The 19970-nt window shown below is 64.4% G+C and carries 15 protein-coding genes and 1 pseudogene; 5 read left to right on the top strand and 11 right to left on the bottom strand.

Annotated elements, in window-relative coordinates:
- Positions 1 to 25: 25 nt before the first annotated feature.
- The 6 genes from whiA to P273_RS0108725 all read right to left on the bottom strand — a co-directional run bounded on the left by whiA (position 26) and on the right by P273_RS0108725 (position 9006).
- Positions 26 to 985, bottom strand: coding sequence for a DNA-binding protein WhiA (gene whiA, locus P273_RS0108700; RefSeq protein WP_024628062.1), 960 nt, complete (start codon positions 983 to 985; stop codon positions 26 to 28).
- 120 nt (positions 986 to 1105) lie between these two features.
- Positions 1106 to 1999: an RNase adapter RapZ gene (gene rapZ / locus P273_RS0108705; RefSeq protein WP_155804756.1), complete on the bottom strand. Its 894-nt coding sequence runs from the start codon at positions 1997 to 1999 to the stop codon at positions 1106 to 1108.
- 2 nt (positions 2000 to 2001) lie between these two features.
- Complete coding sequence (locus P273_RS0108710) at positions 2002 to 2961, bottom strand: shikimate dehydrogenase (RefSeq protein WP_024628064.1); 960 nt, start codon at positions 2959 to 2961, stop codon at positions 2002 to 2004.
- 61 nt (positions 2962 to 3022) lie between these two features.
- Positions 3023 to 5323, bottom strand: coding sequence for an excinuclease ABC subunit UvrC (uvrC, locus tag P273_RS0108715; protein ID WP_024628065.1), 2301 nt, complete (start codon positions 5321 to 5323; stop codon positions 3023 to 3025).
- Positions 5320 to 8241: an excinuclease ABC subunit UvrA gene (gene uvrA / locus P273_RS0108720; RefSeq protein ID WP_051354185.1), complete on the bottom strand. Its 2922-nt coding sequence runs from the start codon at positions 8239 to 8241 to the stop codon at positions 5320 to 5322. The genes uvrC and uvrA overlap by 4 nt, the downstream gene beginning before the upstream one ends.
- Before the next feature lie 162 nt (positions 8242 to 8403).
- Entirely contained in the window at positions 8404 to 9006 is a 603-nt protein-coding gene (locus P273_RS0108725; RefSeq protein ID WP_155804757.1) for a DNA-3-methyladenine glycosylase I, read from the bottom strand.
- A 196-nt stretch (positions 9007 to 9202) separates the two neighbouring features.
- Here P273_RS0108725 and P273_RS0108730 point away from each other — a divergent pair, with 196 nt between their 5' ends.
- Both P273_RS0108730 and P273_RS0108735 read left to right on the top strand, forming a co-directional pair.
- Positions 9203 to 10381, top strand: a complete 1179-nt coding sequence (locus tag P273_RS0108730; protein ID WP_024628068.1) for a TspO/MBR family protein — start codon at positions 9203 to 9205, stop codon at positions 10379 to 10381.
- A gap of 117 nt (positions 10382 to 10498) precedes the next feature.
- Positions 10499 to 12100, top strand: a complete 1602-nt coding sequence (locus P273_RS0108735) for an ABC-F family ATP-binding cassette domain-containing protein (RefSeq protein ID WP_024628069.1) — start codon at positions 10499 to 10501, stop codon at positions 12098 to 12100.
- A gap of 21 nt (positions 12101 to 12121) precedes the next feature.
- On the opposite strand, the gene P273_RS0108740 is transcribed toward P273_RS0108735, so the two are convergent.
- Positions 12122 to 12775: an MgtC/SapB family protein gene (locus P273_RS0108740; protein ID WP_253269601.1), complete on the bottom strand. Its 654-nt coding sequence runs from the start codon at positions 12773 to 12775 to the stop codon at positions 12122 to 12124.
- 173 nt (positions 12776 to 12948) lie between these two features.
- Here P273_RS0108740 and P273_RS0108745 point away from each other — a divergent pair, with 173 nt between their 5' ends.
- The 3 genes from P273_RS0108745 to P273_RS0108755 are packed head-to-tail and all read left to right on the top strand — an operon-like array spanning position 12949 to position 16630.
- The gene (locus tag P273_RS0108745) at positions 12949 to 14856 is read left to right on the top strand and encodes a bifunctional ADP-dependent NAD(P)H-hydrate dehydratase/NAD(P)H-hydrate epimerase (protein WP_024628071.1); all 1908 of its coding nucleotides are present in this window, start codon (positions 12949 to 12951) and stop codon (positions 14854 to 14856) included.
- A gap of 28 nt (positions 14857 to 14884) precedes the next feature.
- Positions 14885 to 15667 carry a 2,3-diphosphoglycerate-dependent phosphoglycerate mutase gene (locus P273_RS0108750; RefSeq protein ID WP_024628072.1) on the top strand — a complete coding sequence of 261 codons (783 nt, stop codon included), beginning with the start codon at positions 14885 to 14887 and terminating at the stop codon, positions 15665 to 15667.
- A 24-nt stretch (positions 15668 to 15691) separates the two neighbouring features.
- A complete protein-coding gene (locus P273_RS0108755) occupies positions 15692 to 16630 on the top strand; it encodes a LysR family transcriptional regulator (protein WP_024628073.1) in 939 nt (312 codons plus the stop codon).
- Positions 16631 to 16715: 85 nt separating this feature from the next.
- Here the strand turns inward: P273_RS0108755 and P273_RS0108760 are convergent, their stop codons facing one another.
- The 4 genes and pseudogenes from P273_RS0108760 to P273_RS0108775 all read right to left on the bottom strand — a co-directional run.
- A complete protein-coding gene (locus tag P273_RS0108760) occupies positions 16716 to 17834 on the bottom strand; it encodes a thioredoxin domain-containing protein (protein ID WP_051354184.1) in 1119 nt (372 codons plus the stop codon).
- 125 nt (positions 17835 to 17959) lie between these two features.
- Complete coding sequence (pyrE, locus tag P273_RS0108765; protein WP_024628074.1) at positions 17960 to 18709, bottom strand: orotate phosphoribosyltransferase; 750 nt, start codon at positions 18707 to 18709, stop codon at positions 17960 to 17962.
- Entirely contained in the window at positions 18706 to 19653 is a 948-nt protein-coding gene (locus P273_RS0108770; protein ID WP_024628075.1) for a dihydroorotate dehydrogenase, read from the bottom strand. Before P273_RS0108770 ends, pyrE begins: the two co-directional genes overlap by 4 nt.
- Positions 19650 to 19970: pseudogene (locus P273_RS0108775) on the bottom strand (dihydroorotate dehydrogenase electron transfer subunit); the annotation flags it as partial. The gene P273_RS0108770 and the pseudogene P273_RS0108775, both read right to left, overlap by 4 nt.

Consider the following 19970-nt stretch of genomic DNA (forward strand, 5'->3'; position numbering starts at 1 on the left):
GGCAGACCGACCTGTGTGAGATATCTCACTCTTGTTTTGCTTGTTCCTCGGCCCTCTTCTTTTCGACCTTGGTGGCCAGCTGCAGCAGACGGCGGATGCGTCCAGCGATGGCATCCTTGGTGACCGGCGGATCGGCCAGACGGCCCAGCTCTTCGAGGGAGGCCTCGCGATGGTCCAGACGAAGCTGGCCGGCTGCACGCAGGTTCTCGGGGATGTCGTCGCCCAGAATCTGGAAGGCCTTGGTGACTTTGGCGCTGGCCTCGACGGCGGCCTTGGCGGAGCGGCGCATATTGGCATCGTCGAAGTTGGCCAGACGGTTGGCCTTGCCGCGGGATTCCCCGTCGCTGCGCTTGCCGGTCCACTCACGGGAGGACTTGGGGGCGCCCATCAGGTTGAGCATGCGTTCGATGACGTCCGGGTCACGCAGGGTGACGCGCTCGGAGCTGCGCACCTGGCGGGCCTTGGCGTTGATGCCCAGACGGCGGGCGGCGCCCACCAATGCCAGAGCGGCCTCGGATCCGGGGCAGACGATCTCCAGGTAGGAGGCCTTGCCCGGGTCGGACAGTTCGCCATGGGCCAGGAAGGCTCCTCGCCATGCGGCCTTGACCTGGGCGATGTTGCCGGAGACGATGTCGGCGGGAAGACCACGAACCGGATGCTTGCGGCGGTCCAGCAGACCGGTCTGCAGGGCCAGGGCGCCACCTGCCCGCAGCACGCGGACCGAGTAGCGGGTCAGGTTGCCGGTGGGGGCCTGACGCTTGACCTGGATCAGATCGGAATCATGGCCGTAGACGTCTCTGATGGTGTTCTGCAACCACTGCGCTGCCGGCAGGGAGTCGAATTGCGCTTCCACCACAATGTGACGCTGAATGATGTGCAGACCGCCGCCGAAGCGGATCATAGCCGCCGATTGTGCTTTCTTGGCAGAGGGGGGTTCGTTGTCAATCGCGGCCAGCTCGCTTTTGACATCATCAAGTAGGGCCAAGAGCCGTCCTCCTACGAAAAAATACTGAAAAATGAATACTTCTTGGCCGCGCGACACACCTGCCGTGCCGACCACCGGATTACTGTGATACCGAATATCTTGGACAAATTGCGCCTTTGGCTATCCGCGGGAACGGTGCGGCAGCTCGCGGGCCGAGACGGTCACCTCCATTCCCCGGGACCGCAGACGGGCGGCCAGAGCGTCGGCCATGGCCACTGAGCGGTGCTGTCCGCCAGTGCAGCCAAAGGCGATGGTCACATAGTGCTTGTCCTCGCGTGCATAGCCGCTGAGCGCGGTCAAGATGGCGGTGGTGTAGGCATCCAGGAACTCCTTGGCACCCTCGCTGGCCATCACATAGTCCCGAACCGGGCCATCGTGGCCGTTCAGGTCCCGTAGCTCGGGAACCCAGTAGGGGTTGGGCAGGAAGCGCACGTCGGCCACGAAGTCGGCGTCGATTGGCAGGCCGTACTTGAAGCCGAAGCTCATGATGTGCACGCCCACGGTGGTCGGGCCGGAGCCCAGGACCATTTCGTAGAGGCGGGTGGACAGCTGATGGATGCTCAGGTTGGAGGTGTCGATGACCATGTCGGCGCGCTCCTTGAGCCCGCTCAGTAGGCGGCGCTCCTCCTGGATGCCGTCGATCAGGCGGCCCGAGCCCTGCAGGGGGTGGGGTCGGCGGACGGACTCATAGCGCTTGACCAGCACCTGGTCGGAGGCATCCAAAAAGAGGATGCGGCAGCGCACGCCCAGGTCGTCCAGGTGGCTGAGCACGGCCGACAGGTCGTCGAAGTAGGAGCGGGACCGGACGTCGATGACGGCGGCCAGGCGGTGCAGGGAGCTTCCGGCCGAGGTCATCATGTCGACCAGGGGCACCAGCAGACGCGGGGGCATGTTGTCGACCACATACCAGCCCATGTCCTCCATGGAGTCGGCGGCGCGGGAGCGGCCTGCGCCGGACATGCCTGTGATCAGCAGTACCTCAAAGCCTGCGAAGGGCGGTTTCTCCGTCGTCATCGTCATGCCTCCCTCAAGGCTCGGTCCATGGCGGCCACCGGAACAGCAGCCAGGGGTCGGCCGGTCATCAGCGCCACCTGACGCACGGCTTGATAGAGCAGCATTCGTTCGCCGCTGATGGCCCGTGCGCCCGGCCGGCGGCAGAAGGCCTTCATCAGTGGAGTGGGCCGGGGATCATAGACCACGTCCAGAAGAACCCTGTCCAAGCGCCCGTCGTCATCAGCTGTACTGAACAGATCAGCCAGGGGGTCAGCTGCACCCGAAGGCAGGGTGGAGACGACAATAACGGTCCCGGTCAGGGCCCTTTCGGCTGCCTCAGCCTGGTCCATGGCGGTGACGATTGGCTCAGGCAGACCCAGCCGGGAGGCAAGGTCCAGCATGTGGTCACAGTGCTCCGGGTTGCGGGCCAGCAGGTCCACACGCTCGATCCCCAGCACCTTCAAGGCACAGAAAGCGGACTCGGCGGTGTTCCCGTTGCCGATGACCAGGGCTCTCGCTCCCCCATACGGTTGGTCGGGTAGCCGATCCTGATAACCCTGACCGGCTGCCCCAAGCAGGGCGGCCAGATCGTGAGGATCTTCGTCAGCCCTGCAACGGTCGGCAGCCTCCAGCAGGGCTGCCACGATTCCCTCCACGTCAGTGTTGTACAAGGACAGGCCCTTGGCTGGGCCGCCCTGTGCAAAGACCGCTGTGTTGGCCACACCTAGGGTCTTAGACCAGCAGTCACAAAAATCTCCCAAGGGGCCAACAGCACTCTTCAAGGGCATGGTCAGGCTGAGACCGGCCCAGGACGGGTCAAGTCCGTGGATAAAGTCCGTCAGACCGTCAGCGTCCATGCGCACACGGTCGTAACGCCAGCCCTCCAGACCCAGTGCGGCATAGGCTGAGCGATGCAGGAGGGGTGAAAGGGAATGGCTGATGGGGTCGCCCAGGACGGCACAACGACGATCAGGTCCATTCATATCCGCAATCACGCACCAATCAAGATCAGGGCATGGCCTTCTGCCAGCCTTCTGAGCCATTTTATCGCTGGCTGTCCCCGGTCTGGTCCTGGTCACTGTGGAGGGCCTGATAGATGGCCTCGGCCTTGGCTGAGCCGATGCCCTTGACGGCCTCCAGCTCCTCCTGGGAGGCCTGGCGCATGCGCTTGACCGACCCAAAGTGATTGAGCAGCTTCTTCTGATAGGCGGGGCCGATGCCCGGAATCTCGTCCAGGGCCGACCGGAGGGCACCCTTGCGCCGGGTCTGCCGGTGGTAGGTGATGGCGAAGCGGTGGGACTCGTCGCGCACCCGCTGCAGCAGGTACATGCCCTCGGACTGACGCTTGAGGATGATGGGATAGTCGTCGTCAGGCACCCAGACCTCCTCCAGGCGCTTGGCCAGCCCGCACAGGGCCACATCATCCACACCACAATCGTGCAGGGCCCGGGCAGCAGCGGTCACCTGGGGCTTGCCGCCATCGACCACGACCAGGTTGGGCTTGTAGGCGAAGTGGCGGGCGGCGGTGTTCTGCTGGACGATAGCCCCCTCCTCCTGCTCCACCAATTCGGGTGCCTTGTCGCTGGCCTTTCGCTCGGCCTCCATGCTGTCGCCGCTGTCGCCGGCGATGTTGCCATGGCGGAAGCGCCGGGTCAGGGTCTCGTAGATGGCGCTCATATCGTCCACAGCGCCCTTGCCGTCCTCGCCGCGGATGGCGAACCGGCGGTACTCGGACTTCTTGGGGACGGCATCCTCGAAGACCACCATGGAGGCCACCTGGAACTGGCCGCCCACGGTGTTGGAGATGTCGTAACACTCGATGCGCAGCGGGGCGCGATCCAGCCCAAGGGCCTTGGCCACGTCGTTCATGGCCTGGGTGCGGGTGCCCATGTCGCTCATGCGGCTGAGCTTGCTGCGCTGGAGGGCCTGGCGGGCGTTGGCGTTGGCCCGGTCCATCAAGGACTTCTTCTCGCCCCGGCTGGCCACACGGATGGTCACTGCGGACCCGCGCAGCTCCCGCAGCCACTCCTGCAGGTCACCGGTCCGATCCGGCTGGATGGGAACAATGACCTCGGGAGGCACCGGCGAGATGGGGGCCAGCAGGTCGGCACGTCCGGTCTGGTCCTGATGGCGGTGCCGGCTCCTGGTGGCCTTGGCCCGGGCCTCGGCATCCAGGGCTGTGACCTTCTGGGTGGAGCCCATGGCATCCCGGTCCTGGCTGATGGAGACAGGGATATCCGACTCTCCGGGGAGCTTGTGCAGCTCGCTGTCGTTCTCATTCATCAGGTCCGAGTAGACCTGCACCAAGAGGTCGCTGATCAGTTCGCTGTCGGAGACGTCCTCGACCCGCTCCACGCTCCAGTTGCGTTCGCCGCGGATGGCCCCTGAGCGCACGAAGAAGGCGTGGACCGAGGCCTCCAGTTCGTCCGAGGCCACTCCGAAGACATCCACATCCACGTTGGAGGCGAAGGCCACGGCATTCTGCTCGATGACCGTGTCCAGCATGGCGATCTGGTCGCGCAGGCGGGCGGCCTTCTCGAAGTCCAGATCCTCGCTGGCCTTCTGCATGCTTCTGGTCAGCCCGGCCCGGTAGCTCTTGCCCAGCCTGCCGGTGATGACCCCGGTCAGCTCCGTACACAGACGACGGTGGTCGCTAGCACTGATCCGGCCCACACAGGGGGCCGAGCACTTGCCGATGGAGGCCAGCAGGCAGGGACGGCCGCTGAGCTTGGCCTTGCGGAAGACGCCGGGGGTGCAGGTGCGCACCGGGTAGGTCTTGAGCAGGGCATCCAGGGTGTGCTTCATGTCCCAGACCTTGGCATAGGGGCCGAAGTAGCGGGTGTCGTGCCGTTTGCGCACGCGGGTCATCCATACCCGGGGGAACTTTTCCCCCACGGAGACAGCCAAGTAGGGGTAGGTCTTGTCGTCCCGCAGCTTGACGTTGAAGCGGGGGTCGAACTCCTTGATCCAGGTGTATTCCAGGGTCAGGGACTCCAGGTCGGTGCCCACCACGGTCCACTCCAGGCTCCGGGCCGTCAGGACCATGGTCTGGGTGCGCGGGTGCAGGTTTTCCAGGGGCTGGAAGTAGTTGGTCAGACGGTTGCGCAGGTTCTTGGCCTTGCCCACGTAGATGACCCGGCCGTCGCCGTCCCGCCACTTGTAGACCCCCGGCTGAGTGGGAATGTCCGAGGTCTTGGGACGGAAGAGGTCCCGGCTGTCGCCCAGCAGGGGTGCGCCGTTCTTGTTGACGCCGGTCGTGGTGCCGGTGGCGGACTCCTCCTCCAGGGCTTGGGCGGTGCGTCGCCATACCTGCGGCGTGTGCCGCTCGAAGCAGCTACGGGTCATGATCGGGTGGCCTTGGCTACCTTGGCGGGATCCAGCATGGGCTTCAAGTACTTGCCGGTCCAGCTGTTCGGATTGGCAGCCACCTGCTCAGGGGTGCCCTGGGCCACCACGGTGCCGCCGCCGTCGCCGCCCTCGGGTCCCAGGTCGATGATCCAGTCGGCGGTCTTGATCACGTCCAGGTTGTGTTCGATGACGATGACCGTGTTGCCCTTGTCAACCAGGCCGTGCAGGACCTTGAGCAGCTTGCGGACATCCTCGAAGTGCAGGCCTGTGGTGGGCTCGTCCAGGATGTAGACGGTCTTGCCGTCGGAGCGCCGCTGCAGCTCGGTGGCCAGCTTGACCCGCTGCGATTCGCCTCCGGACAGGGTGGGAGCCGGCTGGCCCAGGCGGATGTAGCCCAGGCCCACGTCCACCAGAGTGTCCAGGTAGCGGGCGATGGAGGGATAGGCCTTGAAGAAGTGGGCGGCCTCCTCGATGGGCATGTCCAGCACATCCGAGACGGTCTTGCCGTTGTAGGTGACCTCCAGGGTCTCTCTGTTATAGCGCTTGCCATGGCAGGTCTCACACTGGACGTAGACGTCGGGCAGGAAGTTCATCTCGATCTTGATGGTTCCGTCACCGTGGCAGGTCTCGCAGCGGCCGCCCTTGACGTTGAAGGAGAAGCGGCCTGGCCCGTAGCCGCGCACCTGGGCCTCCGGTGTCTTGGCGAAGAGCTGGCGGATCTTGTCCCAGACGCCGGTGTATGTGGCCGGGTTGGAGCGCGGGGTGCGGCCGATGGGGTTCTGGTCCACGTGGATGACCTTGCGCACCTGGTCCACGCCCTCCACCCTGGTGTGCTTGCCGGGCACGATGCGGGCATTGTTGAGCTGGTCGGCCAGCACCGGATAGAGGATGGAGTTGACCAGAGTGGACTTGCCGGAGCCGGAGACGCCGGTGACCAGGGTCATGACCCCCAGCGGGAAGGAGACCTTGAGATTTTTCAGGTTGTTCTCGCGTGCCCCCACCACGGTCAGTTGGCGGGTTCGGTTGGTCTTGCGGCGGCGCTTGGGCACCTCGATGGAACGGCGTCCGGCGATGTAGTCGGCGGTGATGGAGCGGGAGGCCTTGACCAGGTCCTGCGAGCGCCCGGAGAAGATGACCTCCCCGCCATGCTCGCCGGCCCCCGGGCCGATATCCACCAGCCAGTCGGCCTGGCGGATGGTGTCCTCGTCGTGTTCGACCACGATCAGGGTGTTGCCCAGGTCGCGCAGCCGCTGCAGGGTCTTGATCAGCCGGTCGTTGTCCCGCTGGTGTAGGCCGATGGAGGGCTCGTCCAATACGTACATGACGCCCACCAGGCCCGAGCCGATCTGGGTGGCCAGACGAATGCGCTGAGCCTCGCCGCCGGAGAGGGTGGCTGCAGCCCTGGACAGGGTCAGGTAGTTCAGGCCCACGTCGTTGAGGAAGCGGAGACGGGCGCGAATCTCCTTGAGGACCTCGCCGGCGATCTTGGCCTGGGCGCCCTCCATGTGCAGGCCCTCCACCCACTTCAGGCTGGCGGACACGGCCATGTCGCAGACCTGGGCGATGGACAGGCCGTCAACAGTAACGGCCAGGACTTCTGGCTTCAGGCGCTTGCCCTGGCAGACCTGGCAGGGCACCTCGCGCATGTAGGACTCGTAGTACTGCTTCATAGGCTGCGAGTCGGTCTCGTCGTGGCGACGCATCAGGGTGCGGACCACGCCCTCGAATCCGGTGGTGTACTCCCGCAGGCGTCCCCAGCGGTTCCGGTAGGAGACGTCCACCTTGAAGTCATGCCCGTACATGACGGCGTGACGGACCTCCTCGGGTAGGTCCTTCCAGGGGGTCGAGGTGGAGAAGCCCATCTCCTTGGCCAGACCGTCCAGCAGGTGGCCATAGAAGCGCTGCTGGCTCTTGGTGCCGCTCCATGGCTCCACGGCCCCTTCCTTGAGGCTCTTCTCCGGGTCGGGCACCACCAGCTCGGGGTCGATCTCCAGGTTGAATCCCAGGCCGGTGCAGGCCGGGCAGGCTCCGTATGGGGCGTTGAAGGAGAAGGTCCTGGGTTCGATCTCGTCCAGCTCCAGCTCATGGCCGTTGGGGCAGGACCGCTTCTCGGAGAAGGGCTGACGACGCTCGGGGTCCTTGGCATCCAGATCCACGAAGTCGGCAACTACAGTGCCCTTGGCCAGGCGTAGGGCGGTCTCCACGGAGTCTGTCAGCCGCTGGCGCATACCCTCGCGAATGACCAGCCGGTCCACCACCACCTCGATGGTGTGCTTCTTCTGCTTGGTCAGCTTGATGGAGTCGGACAGCTGGTGCATGTCCCCGTCGATGATGGCCCGGGAGTAGCCGTCGGAGCGCAGCAGCTCCAGGGTCTCCACGAACTCGCCCTTGCGGCCCTTTACGATGGGGGCCAGCAGCTGGAAACGGGTCCCCTCGGGCCTGGACATGAGGGTGTCGACGATCTGCTGCGGCGACTGGGCGCGTACCTCGGCCCCGCAGACCGGGCAGTGGGGAATGCCGGTCCTGGCGAAGAGCAGGCGCAGGTAGTCGTAGACCTCGGTGATGGTGCCCACGGTGGACCGGGGGTTGCGGTTGGTGGTCTTCTGGTCGATGGAGACGGCCGGGCTCAGGCCCTCGATGAAGTCCACGTCGGGCTTGTCCATCTGGCCCAGGAATTGGCGGGCGTAGGCGGAGAGGGATTCCACGTAGCGGCGCTGGCCCTCGGCGAAGAGGGTGTCGAATGCCAGGGAGGACTTGCCCGATCCCGACAGGCCGGTGAAGACCACCATCCGGTTGCGGGGTATGGAAAGGTTGACGTTCTTGAGGTTGTGGGCCCGGGCGCCCTGGATGACGATCTTGCGGTCGTTGGGCACCATGGACAGGTCCGCCACCAGGGACCCCTTGGATTCGATCATGCGCGGGTTTTCGATGGCCGCGTCCACTGTCGACTTAGGCTTGTTCTGCTGCTTCACGTGCTTCCCATCCGCTTCCCTGAAGACCCATGGCCAAGGCTGAGGCCAAAGCCTGACCATACTATCGCCGGGGCCGAATAATTCGAACAGGTGTTCGATGACGGCTTAGATGGTCGGGTCAGGCGGATCCAGGGTCGGGTGGCTGCAGCCGTTGAGGAAGCAGTCGTGCTGATGGTCGTTGATCATGCCGGCCGCCTGTAGAAATGAATGGACCGTCACCGGGCCTAAAAAGCGCAGGCCCAGGTCGCGCATATCCTTGCAGACGATGGCCGACAGGTAGTCGTAACGCGGTATGGACGGATCGTCCGGGTAATCATGGTTGATGGTCAGCCCGCCGGTGAAGGACCAGCAGTAGCGGTCGAATGCCTCCCCGGGAAATTGGCGGGCGATCAGGGACGCGTTGGCCACCGTGGCTTCGATCTTGCGCCGATTGCGGATGATGGCCGGGTCGGCCATGAGACGGTCGATTTGGTCGGCGTCGAAGGCTGCGACGGCCTGAATATCGAAGTTGTCGAAATCCTTGAAGAGGGCCTGGCGGCGGTGCAGGACCAGCTGCCAGCTGAGCCCGCACTGGAATATCTCCAGGGAGAGCATGGCGAAGAGCCTCTGGGAACCGTGCAGGGGGCGGCCCCACTCGTGGTCGTGGTAGCTGCGCATGAGCGGATCGTCCACCCGAGCCCAATCGCATCGATATAAAGGTTCGGCCACTTCACACTCCCCCTCCGGTATTTGGCTTCAGGATTTGGCTTCAGGCTAGCACCGGCGGTCACCCGGACCGGGTGGTCAATACCACTGAGCCAGGCGGGCCGCTTTAAAGTTGAAGCAGAGGCCGGTCGGCCCATGCCCGGGGCCATCCCCATGGCGGCAGTACGGTTGCGGCCGGCAAGGAGAGGAAGCATGTGCCATGACTGACAAGGACAATCCGCGCAGACTCTGGACCGACGATGAGGACCCGGTCGAGAGGACCAAGCGCACCTCCCCTGCCATGCAGGGCAACCAATCAACCTCGGGCTCGTCATCGGCAACCCGGAGTTCGAGGAATGAGAGTTCAGCATCTTCTGGTGCGTCGACTTCAAATTCTTCGACTTCAAATTCGTCTAGCTCAGGTTCATCGTCTTCAAGTGCCGCAGCCAAGCAGTCTGGTGATTCGTCGAAGAAGGCCTCGACTGAAAAAACCAGTACAGATAAGACCGCCAGTAGGGGCGAGAAACGCTCTGATAACAGCAGCACTGAGGCAGCGCAGGAATCAAATCAGACCAAAAAGCAGGATCAGCCCGAGAAGGAGCAGGAATCCTCCAAGGGACGCGGCTGGAAGCTCTTCGAGGACATCCTGCTCTGGGTGGCCTGGGTGGCCATGGTGGGCTTCAACGGCTATGCGGAGGTCTACCACTTCAATGGCACGACCGTGGGCGGGCTGGCTCGCAAGGTCGACCTGTGGATCATGCCTGCCGGATACGTCTTCGCCATCTGGGGGGTCATCTACATCGCCCTGGCCATCTGGCTCTTCCGCTTCTGCCTGGCCGGGCCAAGCCGCAAACGCCTGGGCTTCCTGCCCTTTACGCTGAGCGGGCTGCTCTTCGTGGCCACCTGCTGCCTGAACATCGCCTGGCTGGCCCTGTGGCACATGGAACGCAACTTCTGGGCCCTGGTCATCATCCTCATTCTGACCGTGCTGGCCTGGATGCTCTACGCCCTGGTGCGCAGGGACGCCACCAAGGCCGGAACCCCCACTGCAGCCAAGGCCCTGGACTGGATCCCCTTGTCCATCTACGCCAGCTGGCTGAGCGTGGCCACCCTGGTCAACGCCGGATACATGGTGGTCGCCGGGCACAAGGTCGGCGACGCCGTCCAGGGATTCGCCACCATCATCGTGGTCGGCGCCCTCCTGGCCGTCGCCTACCTGATGAACAGGCACGGCAAGGACTGGGTCTTCGGCCTGGTGGTCATCTGGGCCTGCCTGGGCATCGGCATCAGGATCTTCTCCTTCGCGGCCGCCATGGGCGTGCTGGTCATCGCCCTGACCGCCGTGGGCGCCTTCCTGGTCTACTTCCCCTGGGACAAGTTCAGGCTGGTCCGTCGCTGATCCATCCATGATCCATCCATTGCCCCGTCAGCCGAGACGCACTGGCGGGGCTTGCTTCTTGCTACCATGATTCCTTGCAAGATTTGAATCCATAAGGAAAGCGGGGTCGGAGGCGGCATGGCTATTGAGGCGCAGGGACTTGAGATCCGGATAGGTGCCCGACTACTCCTGCAAGCCACCGACTTCCACGTGACCAAGGGCGACCGGATCGGCCTGGTGGGCCGCAACGGCGCCGGCAAGACCACGCTGACCCGGGTCATCACCGGCGACATGCTCCCCTCGGCCGGCAAGGTGCGGGTGACCGGACAGCTGGGGTACCTGCCCCAGTCCACCCATGCGGGCGACTCCGAGCAGAGCGCCCTGGACAGGGTCATGAGCGCCAGGGACATTGCATCCATCATCCAACGGATGCGCAAGGCCGAGACCGATATGACCAGTCCCGACCCCAAGGTCATGGAAAAGGCCATGAAGCGCTACGACAAGGCCCAGCAGGACTTCGAGAACGCCGGCGGCTATGCGGCCCAGTCGCAGGCCATCGTCATGGGCGAGAGCCTGGGGCTGAGCCAGGAGACCCTGCAGCAGGCACTGGGCACCCTCTCCGGCGGTCAGCGCCGACGGGTCGAGCTGGCCAGGATCCTCTTCTCCGACGCCGACACCCTGATTCTGGACGAGCCCACCAACCACCTGGATGCCGACTCCATCGAATGGCTCAAGGGCTACCTGCGCCGGTTCGAGGGCGGCTTCCTGATCATCTCCCACTCCACCGAGCTGCTGGACGAGACCGTCAACCGCATCTGGCACCTGGATGCCCAGCGTTCCTGCATCGACATGTACACCATGGGATGGAAGGCCTACCTGCGCCAGCGGGTGGTGGATGAGGAGCGCCGCCGCCGCGAACGGGAGGTGGCCGAGAAGAAGGCCGACCGTCTGATGCGGCAGGGCATCCGCCTGCACGCCAAGGCCACCAAGGCCGTGGCCGCCCAGAACATGATGCGCCGCGCCCAGCGCCTGCTGGCCGACACCCAGGAGGCGGAAAGGGCCGAGAAGGTGGCGGACCTGCGCTTCCCGGATCCTGCTCCCTGCGGCCGCACGCCCATCATGGCCGAGGACCTGTCCAAGGCCTACGGCTCCAACATCGTCTTCGCCGGCATCAACCTGGCCATCGACAAGGGCTCCCGGGTGGTCATCCTGGGGTACAACGGCGCTGGCAAGACCACCACCCTGCGCCTGCTGGCCGGCATCGAACAGCCCGACACGGGCAAGGTGACCCTGGGGCATGGGGCCAAGATCGGCTACTTCGCCCAGGAGCACGACACCCTGGATAACGACGTCACCGTTCTGGAGAACCTGCAGCATGTGGCCCCTGACCTGGACAACACCCAGGCGCGGACCATCCTGGGATCCTTCCTCTTCTCAGGGGACGACGCCATGAAGCCCACCAAGGTGCTTTCGGGCGGCGAGAAGACCCGTCTGGCCCTGGCCACCCTGGTGACCAGCCGGGCCAACGTCCTGCTGCTGGACGAGCCCACCAACAACCTGGACCCCGCTTCGCGTGACGAGATTCTCAAGGCCATCGCCAAGTACGAGGGGGCCATCGTGCTGGTCACCCACGACGAGGGGGCCGTCAAGGCGCTCAACCCCGAGCGGGTGCTGCTCATGCCCGACGGTGATGAGGACCTCTGGAGCGACGACTACCTGGATCTGGTGGCCGAAGAGTAGGCAGCCGCAATAGCGAGCGGGTCAGTCGTCCCCGCCTAGGACCTCCACGCCCTTGACCCCTGGGGTCTGACCAATGGATTCCACCAGCTCGGTCACATCCCCCTTGCCCAGCAGGTTGACGGTGACATCGGCGCCCTTCCAGGCATCCCGGTGCAGCTCGTGGATGGTCAGCACCCGGGATTCAAAGCCCATGCGGGTGGCCAGGAGCAGGGATTCGCGCAGACAGCCGTGGCCGTCCTGATATACGATGCGCAGGACCGTGTTCTGACGGTTGCGCAGGAACCACTTGAGGATGGGCGCGATGACCAGGACGGCCAGAAAGTAGAAGACGACCGCCAGGATGGCGATGGCGAAGAGCTGGACCCCGCAGGCCATGCCTACGGCGGCGGCCACCCAGATGGCGCTGGCTGTGGTCAGACCCTTGACCGAATCGTGGTTGAAGAAGATGACCCCGGCCCCGATGAATCCGATGCCCGAGGCCACGCCGGCCGCGATTCGCGAGGCATCCCAGGAGTAGTTGCCCACAGCGGCCTGGATGCCGTAAAGGGAGACCATGGTGAACAGACAGCTGCCCAGGCCGACCAGAATATGGGTGCGGATGCCGGCGTCGTGTTTGAGGAACTCGCGCTCGAAGCCGATGAGGCCACAGAGCACCACCGTCAGGACTACCGCCATAATCTGCCCTTGATTCGGCATTGCGAATCCCTGCATGTATTTCCCTTCCTGCCCTCGCAAATAGGCAGACCTTATAACGCTTGCAGGACAAGGCCATCAGATAGAGTGGAGCCAGCACGTGGCCGGCCGTGCCGCCGCCGCACGTGGACCTTTTGAATGAAGGGTGTGATGCCATGAAGCCGTCACCAGATGAACGCCGCGAAGCCCGCTGGACTCTGGCCACCAGCGCTTATACCGCCGACATGATCCGATCCTTGGAGCAGCCGTTTTTGGATGACGGGGTGCCCCTGATGCGTATCGCCGCCGGATCCCTGGCCTCCGTCGCCGACGTCATGCTGACCCAGGCCGGGCTGGAGCCGGCAGGAGCAAGAATCGTCCTGCTGGCAGGAGCCGGCAACAATGGCGGCGACGGGCTCTACGCCTCGGCTGACCTGGCCGGGCACGGGGCCGACGTGACGGTGGTGGCGACCGGGCGGAGCCTGCACCAGGGCGGGTTGGATGCCCTCCTGCGCGCCGGCGGAGTGGTTACGGCCCTGGATCCCCAGGCAGCCATCCCTGGTTGCGAGGCACCGGCCGGCCCGGATCAGGCTTCCGAGGAGCTGGACCAGGCCCTGGAGCTGTGCCGACAGGCGGATCTGATCATCGATGCCATGACGGGCATCGGCCTCAAGGGGGCGCTGCGCGGCATTCCCGCCGCTCTGGCCGCAGAACTGGGCATGGAGGGCGGCCTGCCCGACAGGCCAGCCTGGCACGACCCCGCCGGTCAAGACGGGCCCCTGGTGCTGGCCGTGGATACTCCCTCCGGCGTGGACATTGATGAAGGCACCCTGCCCGGGGCCTACATCCCCGCAGATGTGACCGTGACCATGGGGGCCATGAAGCCCTGCCTGATGCTGCCCCCGGCCGCCTACGCCTGCGGAAGGATCGTCCTGGTGGACTTCGGCTTCGACACCTCGGCCCTGGTCCCTAGCGTCTCCTGCATGAACGCCGAGGACTGCGCCGGACTTTTGCGCGCGCCCCGGGTGGATGACACCAAGTACACCAGAGGCGTGGTTGGCCTGGTCACCGGATCCGCGCTCTACCATGGCGCGGGGCTGCTCTCCAGCAGGGCGGCGGCCAGCGGCAACGTGGGCATGATTCGCTACTGCGGCCCGGAGCAGGTGGGCGATCTGATCCTGCAGGAGCTGCCCGAGACTGTCCTGGGCCGCGGAAGGGTCGAGTCCTGGGTGCTGGGTTCGGGTGTGCCCACCCGGCAGGCCCAGGAGGCCGCTGGACCTGAAGGCCAGGACGATCAGCGGGATCTGATTGCCGACATACTCAACCGACAGGCGGCGGACCTGGACGAGGACGAGGCAGCGGCCGATCCGCCGGTGGTCGCCGATGCCGGAGCCCTGGACCTGCTGCCGGACCGGCTGGGGCCACGCACCGTCCTGACCCCGCATGCAGGCGAGATGGCCGCCCTGCTCAACTCGCATGGCGAGAACGTGGACGGCGACCAGGTCATGGCCGAACCCCTGCACTGGGCTGTCCGCGCCTGCCAGCTGACCGGGGCCACCATTTTGCTCAAGGGCGCCATCACATTGGTTGTCGGCGAGGACGGCACCGACCGCCCCCGGGTCATGACCACCGGCTTCGGGCCGGCCTGGCTGTCCACGGCCGGATCAGGGGACGTGCTCTCCGGCACCATCGGAGCGCTGCTGGCCCAGAATGCCGGACCGATCCAGGATGATGCCACCCTGATGGCGGATCTGACTGCAGCTGCGGCCTTCCTGCACGGACTGGCCGGTTCTTTGGCCAGCGGCGGCAGGCAGACCGGATGGGAGCAGCCGCTGATCTTCGACCCCCGCAAGCCCCAGGATTTCGCCGATCTGGTAACCCAGGACAGCCAGCGGGATGGTCACGGGACTGTTGCAGGACCCATGGGACAACCGATTCGCGCCGGGCAGGTGGCCGATGCCCTGCCCAGGGCCATAGGGCTGGTCATGTCAAGAGCCGAGGGAACTGCCGACCAGAACGACCAATCCGCCCAGGATGGGGACGATGCCTCTCAGTTCTTCGAGAACAGCTCGCTTTGGTTCTGAACACGTCATCAGCAAAGGAGTCTATTCGATGACCGCGCAGCTCATCGTCATGCGTCATGGGGAAAGCGTCTGGACTCAGAAGTCGGTCAACCGTTTCGCCGGTTGGGTGGACGTGCCCCTGACGGAACGCGGACTGGATCAGGCCCGCCATGCCGGACGGCTGCTCAAGGAGTCAGGCCTGCTGCCCGACCTGGTCTTCACCTCCCTGCTGACCCGCAGCATCGTCACCGCCAATACGGTGCTGGATCTGGTTGATCGGGCCTGGATTCCGGTGGAGCGCACCTGGAGGCTGAACGAGCGCCACTATGGCGCCTTCCAGGGTCAGACGCGACCGGCCATGCTGGAACGCTACGGCCAGCAGCAATTCGACATCTACCGGCGTTCCTACGATGTTCGGCCGCCTGCCATCGCAACCGATTCGCCATACTTTCAGGGACGGGATCCGCGTTATGCCCCGGCCATGCGCGACGGGCTGGACAGCCGGAATCCGGCCGAGCTCCGTGCCGAGTGCCTGAAGGACCTGCTGCTTCGCCTGCAACCCTACTGGCGCAGCAAGATAGCCCCGAACCTGGCCCAGGGCCGGACTGTGCTCGTCGTCACCCACGGGTCCGTGGTCCGCAGCCTGATCAAGGTCCTTGAAGAGGTTGACGACAAGGATATCAGATCCATCAACGTGCCCACTGGCGTGCCCATGGTCTACAGCTTCGTGAACGGCGAAGACGGCAACCCCCAGATCCAAGGTTCGGGTCGCTATCTGGATCAGGAGGCCGCCGACCAGGGTATGGCTGAAACTGCGGCCCTGGGCCGATAGGGCCTTGGGTATAGATTGGCTTGTATGACACTGCTCCAACTGCGCTACATCGTCAAGATCGTCGAATGCGGCTCGATGAACGAGGCCTCGCACGAGCTCTACATCTCCCAGCCGGCACTGAGCTCATCGGTCAAGGAGCTGGAGAACGAGCTGGGCATCGAAATCTTCACCCGCCACTCCCAGGGGATCGCTCTGACCGTGGACGGGGCGGAATTCCTGACCTACGCCCGACAGATTCTGGACCAGACCGACCTGCTGGAGGCCCGCTATAAGCAGGTCAGGCCCCGTAAGCAGCTCTGCCGGGTCTCCACCCAGCACTACATGTTCGCAGTGGAAGCCTTCGTGGAGATGATCAACTCCATCGATTCCGACGAATACGAATTCACCATACGGGAGACGCGCACCAGGGACATCATCGACCAGGTGGCCACCCTCCAGTCCGAAATCGGCATCATCTACGAGTCCGACTTCAACAAGCGGGTGCTGTCCAAGATGCTCCGCGAGAAACATCTGGACTTCCACCCCCTCTTCCGGGCGGATCTGCATGTCTTCCTCGCCAGGACCAACCCCCTGGCCGATCGGGCCATGGTGACCATGAAGGATCTGGAACCCTACCCCTTCCTGCAGTACGAGCAGGGCGAAGAGGGTTCCTTCTACTTTGCCGAGGAGGCGGTCTGGCCCGACTACTCCCCCAAGCAGATCACCGTGAGCGACCGGGCCACCATGCTCAACTTCATCGTCGGGCTCAACGCCTACACGGTCTGCACAGGCATCGACAACGAGGATCTGAACAACGAGAAAATCGTCAGCGTCCCCCTGGAGTCGGATGAATCCATGCTGGTGGGCTGGATCGTCAACAGCCGGACCAAACTGTCCCATGCCGCCGACCTCTACCTGGACAAGCTGCGCCAGGTGGTGTCCAACCACGGATATTCGCTGATCGAACGGGAGTCAGACAAGTAAGAGCCAGGCAAGCGACAGTTCAAGAGGTAACAGTTCCTCCTGTAGCGGTGACGAGTGGACTTCGCCGCTGGTCACCAGTCGCGGTTCACTTTACTGCCAGCGCTTTTCCTTGCGCTCCGATGGAGGGCATCTTCCCCTGGTGGCCCACATCCTGCGATTTGAGTCCCAGGGCCTTGAGCAGGGCTCGATCCAGATGTTCCAATCCGCCTTGGCTCTTGGCCGCTGCGGTCAGATCCCAGACCCTGCCGTTGATCATGATGGTGGGAGTCGAAAACTCCCCTTTGGTGTCCTTGGCATCCTTGCGGGTGATGGCATAGGCATTGACCTTGTCCACCCATGGCCGGTAGGTGCCCTGGGCGAAACGGTCTGCCAAAGCCCTGGGCACGCCCACGCCCACGGCCTTGTCGGCCAGACGTGCATCGGAGACCGCCTGATAGGAGCTTTCATTGGGCTGGAAGTCTGCTGCAAAGACGGCGGCAGCGAAGGCCGGCAGATGATCCGGATCCTCCTGGGCCACCATGGCCAGGGCGTTGTCCACGCGGCTGGAGTACTGGTCGCTGGAAGCCGAATCCAGGAAGTTCAAAAAGTTGTAGGTGACGTTGATCTGACCGGCGCTGATCATGCGCTGCAGCTGGGGATCAATGACCCGGCCCACCTTGCCGCACCAGGGGCACATGGGATCCATGAAGATCTCTATGGTCGGTGCGTCGGCAACCTTCTTCTTGCTGCCGACCCCTTTGGTTGAAACAGTCAGCCCTCCCTGGTCGTCGGCCACCGAAGGCTTGACGGTGACCTCTTGCAGGGCCTTGTAGGCCTTGGCATCCCCGCTGGGACCCTGGCTGACTTGCGCGGTCGATGCTCCTGATGAGGGCTTTTGGGCTGACTGGCTGCCTGTTGCATGATCAGCCCACAGCATGTAGATGCCTGCCGCAAGCACCAGCACAAGAGCTACCGCCACCAGTATCAACGGAACCCTCCGCGAGCTCTGTGCGGGTGCACTGTCTTCAGAGCCGCTCTCCTGAGGCTGACCTGTCTCTACGGGTTTCTCCTCAGTGGCAATTCGCCCTTCAGCAGGTTTTGCAGTATCCGCAGGTTTCACTGCATCAGCCGAAGTGGCCGAAACGGCAGGCTTGGTCGCATTCACCGCATCGGCCGTAGTCTGGTCCGGTTCCTCATGACCGTTCTGTCCCAGAGGTTTTGTCATGATCCATGGCCTTCCTTGCGATGATGATCCGTCGGCCTGCCCGCCGGACCTTTACCAATCTACACGAGGGTCGTCCGACAGCAGGACCGTCCGAAGAATGTGCGCTGATATGAGCCGGTCCTTGCTCAGGCCCCGTAGCGCTCCAGATAGTCCCTGGCGGCATCGGCCGTGCGCTGATCCAAAATGGGCGACCCGTCCGGTCCCTTCATGGAGGCAGCCGCATCGAAGATCTGGCGGACGTTGACGATGCTGATGACCGGGAAGTGGAATTCGTCCATGATGGACTCGACAGCCGAGCCCTGGCCCTGTCCGGTGCGCTCCATCCGGTCCACCGAGAGCACCAGGCCGACGATGGTCACCTTGGCTTGGGACATGATCTTGGGCACCACCTGGCGGACCGCGGTCCCGGCGGTCATGACGTCATCCACCAGCAGCACCCTCATGCCATCCCTTAACTGGGTGCCGACCATGAGCCCTCCGTCGCCATGGTTCTTGACCTCCTTGCGGTCAAAGGTGTAGCCGACTGGCATGCCGTGCGCCCCGCTCAGGGCAATGGCGGTGGAGACGGCCAGGGGGATCCCCTTGTAGGCCGGACCGAATACCGTATCGATGTCGGCGGGCAGGGTCCCCTGCTGCACAGCCTGCACGATGGTCCGGGCGTAGAACTCCCCCAGCAGGGCGATCAGCCGTCCGTCGTTGAAGGCCCCGGCGTTGATGAAGTAGGGCGAGCGCCTCCCCGACTTCAGGGTGAAGTCACCGAACTTGAGCGCTCCGCTCTGCAGCAGGAAGCTGGTGAAGCCCTCCTGGATGCGGCGGGTCTGCTCCTGGGCATCCCCGTCATGCTCGGCCGTGTGTTCTGTTGCGGATGCGCTCATCGCCAGCACTCCCCTTTCTTGAGCAAATCGGCCAGATCGGGCCGCTCGTCCAACAGATCGTCCAGCTCCCGGGCCACTCTCATGGGCGCCACGGGATCCACCAGGGCCGCAGCCCCCACTTCCACGGCGTTGGCTCCGGCATAGAGGAATTCCAAGGCCGTGCGTCCCGAGTCGATGCCCCCGATGCCGATGATGGGAACCTCGGGCAGTGCCTGGCGCACCCGCCAGACGAAGGACAGAGCTATGGGCAGGATGCAGGGGCCGGAGACGCCGCCTGTGCCTTGGGCCAGGATGGGCCTGCCTGTGTTGATGTCGATGCGCATGCCCACCAGGGTGTTGATCAGGCTGAGGGCATCCGCTCCCCCATCGATGGCCGCCCGGGCTACCTCCACGATATCGGTGACGTTGGGGGTCAGCTTGACCACCATGGGCTTGTCGGTCAGACCCCGCAGCCTGGTGATCAGCCGGTTCAGGGCCTTGGCGTCGGTGCCTACGGACATTCCACCATGTGAGACGTTGGGGCAGGAGACGTTGATCTCCAGCATGTCAGCCGGGGAGTCGGCCAAGCGTTCCACGACCGTGGCATAGTCCTCGTCGCTGTGGCCGGCCACATTGGTGACCACGTTGGCTCCCAGGGCCTTGAGCCTGGGCAGTTCGTCCACCAGGTAATGGTCCACACCCGGGTTCTGCAGGCCCACGGAGTTGACCATGCCGGCGGGGCTCTCGGCTGTCCTGGGCGTGGGGTTGCCTTCCCAGGGCACCGGCGAAACCCCCTTGGTGGAGATGGCGCCCATTTGGGAGACGTCGTAATAGTCGCCGCAGGCATCCAGATTGAAGGTGCCCGAGGCCGTGCCCACCGGATTCTTCCAGGGCGTGCCGGCCACAACAGTGCCATGCCGCCAGGCGTGCGGCTCCAGAGGGTCCATGATCGTCAGCCCGCTCATCGTGCCTCCTTCTTGTCCTCGCCTGCATCCCAGATCAGACGGTCGGCGGCAAAGACTGGGCCGTCCTTGCAGACCTTGAGCCTGCCGTCCACGGTGTCGACCACGCAGGCCACGCAGGTGCCATAGCCGCAACCCATCCGGGACTCTATGCAGCACTGGGCAGGCAGGCCGGTCTGGCGGGCCCAGGCGGCCACGGCCCGCATCATGGGCAGGGGTCCGCAGGTCAGGATGATGGTTCGCCCGGGATCGATGTCGCCGCGAACCCGGTCCAGAAGGGTGATGACATCCCCGGAGGCATTGTCGATGGATTCCAGCCG

The sequence above is a fragment of the Bifidobacterium sp. A11 genome (assembly GCF_000499185.1).
Classification (GTDB): Bacteria; Actinomycetota; Actinomycetes; order Actinomycetales; family Bifidobacteriaceae; genus Bombiscardovia; species Bombiscardovia mizhiensis.

What these genes read in the sequence shown, in the direction of transcription:
- uvrA (WP_051354185.1), bottom strand. Translation starts at nt 8,241, where the DNA reads ATGATCGAATCCAAGGGGTCCCTGGTGGCGGACCTGTCCATGGTGCCC.
- P273_RS0108755 (WP_024628073.1), top strand. Translation starts at nt 15,692, where the DNA reads ATGACACTGCTCCAACTGCGCTACATCGTCAAGATCGTCGAATGCGGC.
- P273_RS0108770 (WP_024628075.1), bottom strand. Translation starts at nt 19,653, where the DNA reads ATGAGCGGGCTGACGATCATGGACCCTCTGGAGCCGCACGCCTGGCGG.
- pyrE (WP_024628074.1), bottom strand. Translation starts at nt 18,709, where the DNA reads ATGAGCGCATCCGCAACAGAACACACGGCCGAGCATGACGGGGATGCC.
- rapZ (WP_155804756.1), bottom strand. Translation starts at nt 1,999, where the DNA reads ATGACGACGGAGAAACCGCCCTTCGCAGGCTTTGAGGTACTGCTGATC.
- P273_RS0108745 (WP_024628071.1), top strand. Translation starts at nt 12,949, where the DNA reads ATGAAGCCGTCACCAGATGAACGCCGCGAAGCCCGCTGGACTCTGGCC.
- uvrC (WP_024628065.1), bottom strand. Translation starts at nt 5,323, where the DNA reads ATGACCCGTAGCTGCTTCGAGCGGCACACGCCGCAGGTATGGCGACGC.
- P273_RS0108735 (WP_024628069.1), top strand. Translation starts at nt 10,499, where the DNA reads ATGGCTATTGAGGCGCAGGGACTTGAGATCCGGATAGGTGCCCGACTA.
- P273_RS0108750 (WP_024628072.1), top strand. Translation starts at nt 14,885, where the DNA reads ATGACCGCGCAGCTCATCGTCATGCGTCATGGGGAAAGCGTCTGGACT.
- P273_RS0108760 (WP_051354184.1), bottom strand. Translation starts at nt 17,834, where the DNA reads ATGACAAAACCTCTGGGACAGAACGGTCATGAGGAACCGGACCAGACT.
- P273_RS0108740 (WP_253269601.1), bottom strand. Translation starts at nt 12,775, where the DNA reads ATGGCGGTAGTCCTGACGGTGGTGCTCTGTGGCCTCATCGGCTTCGAG.
- P273_RS0108730 (WP_024628068.1), top strand. Translation starts at nt 9,203, where the DNA reads ATGACTGACAAGGACAATCCGCGCAGACTCTGGACCGACGATGAGGAC.
- P273_RS0108710 (WP_024628064.1), bottom strand. Translation starts at nt 2,961, where the DNA reads ATGAATGGACCTGATCGTCGTTGTGCCGTCCTGGGCGACCCCATCAGC.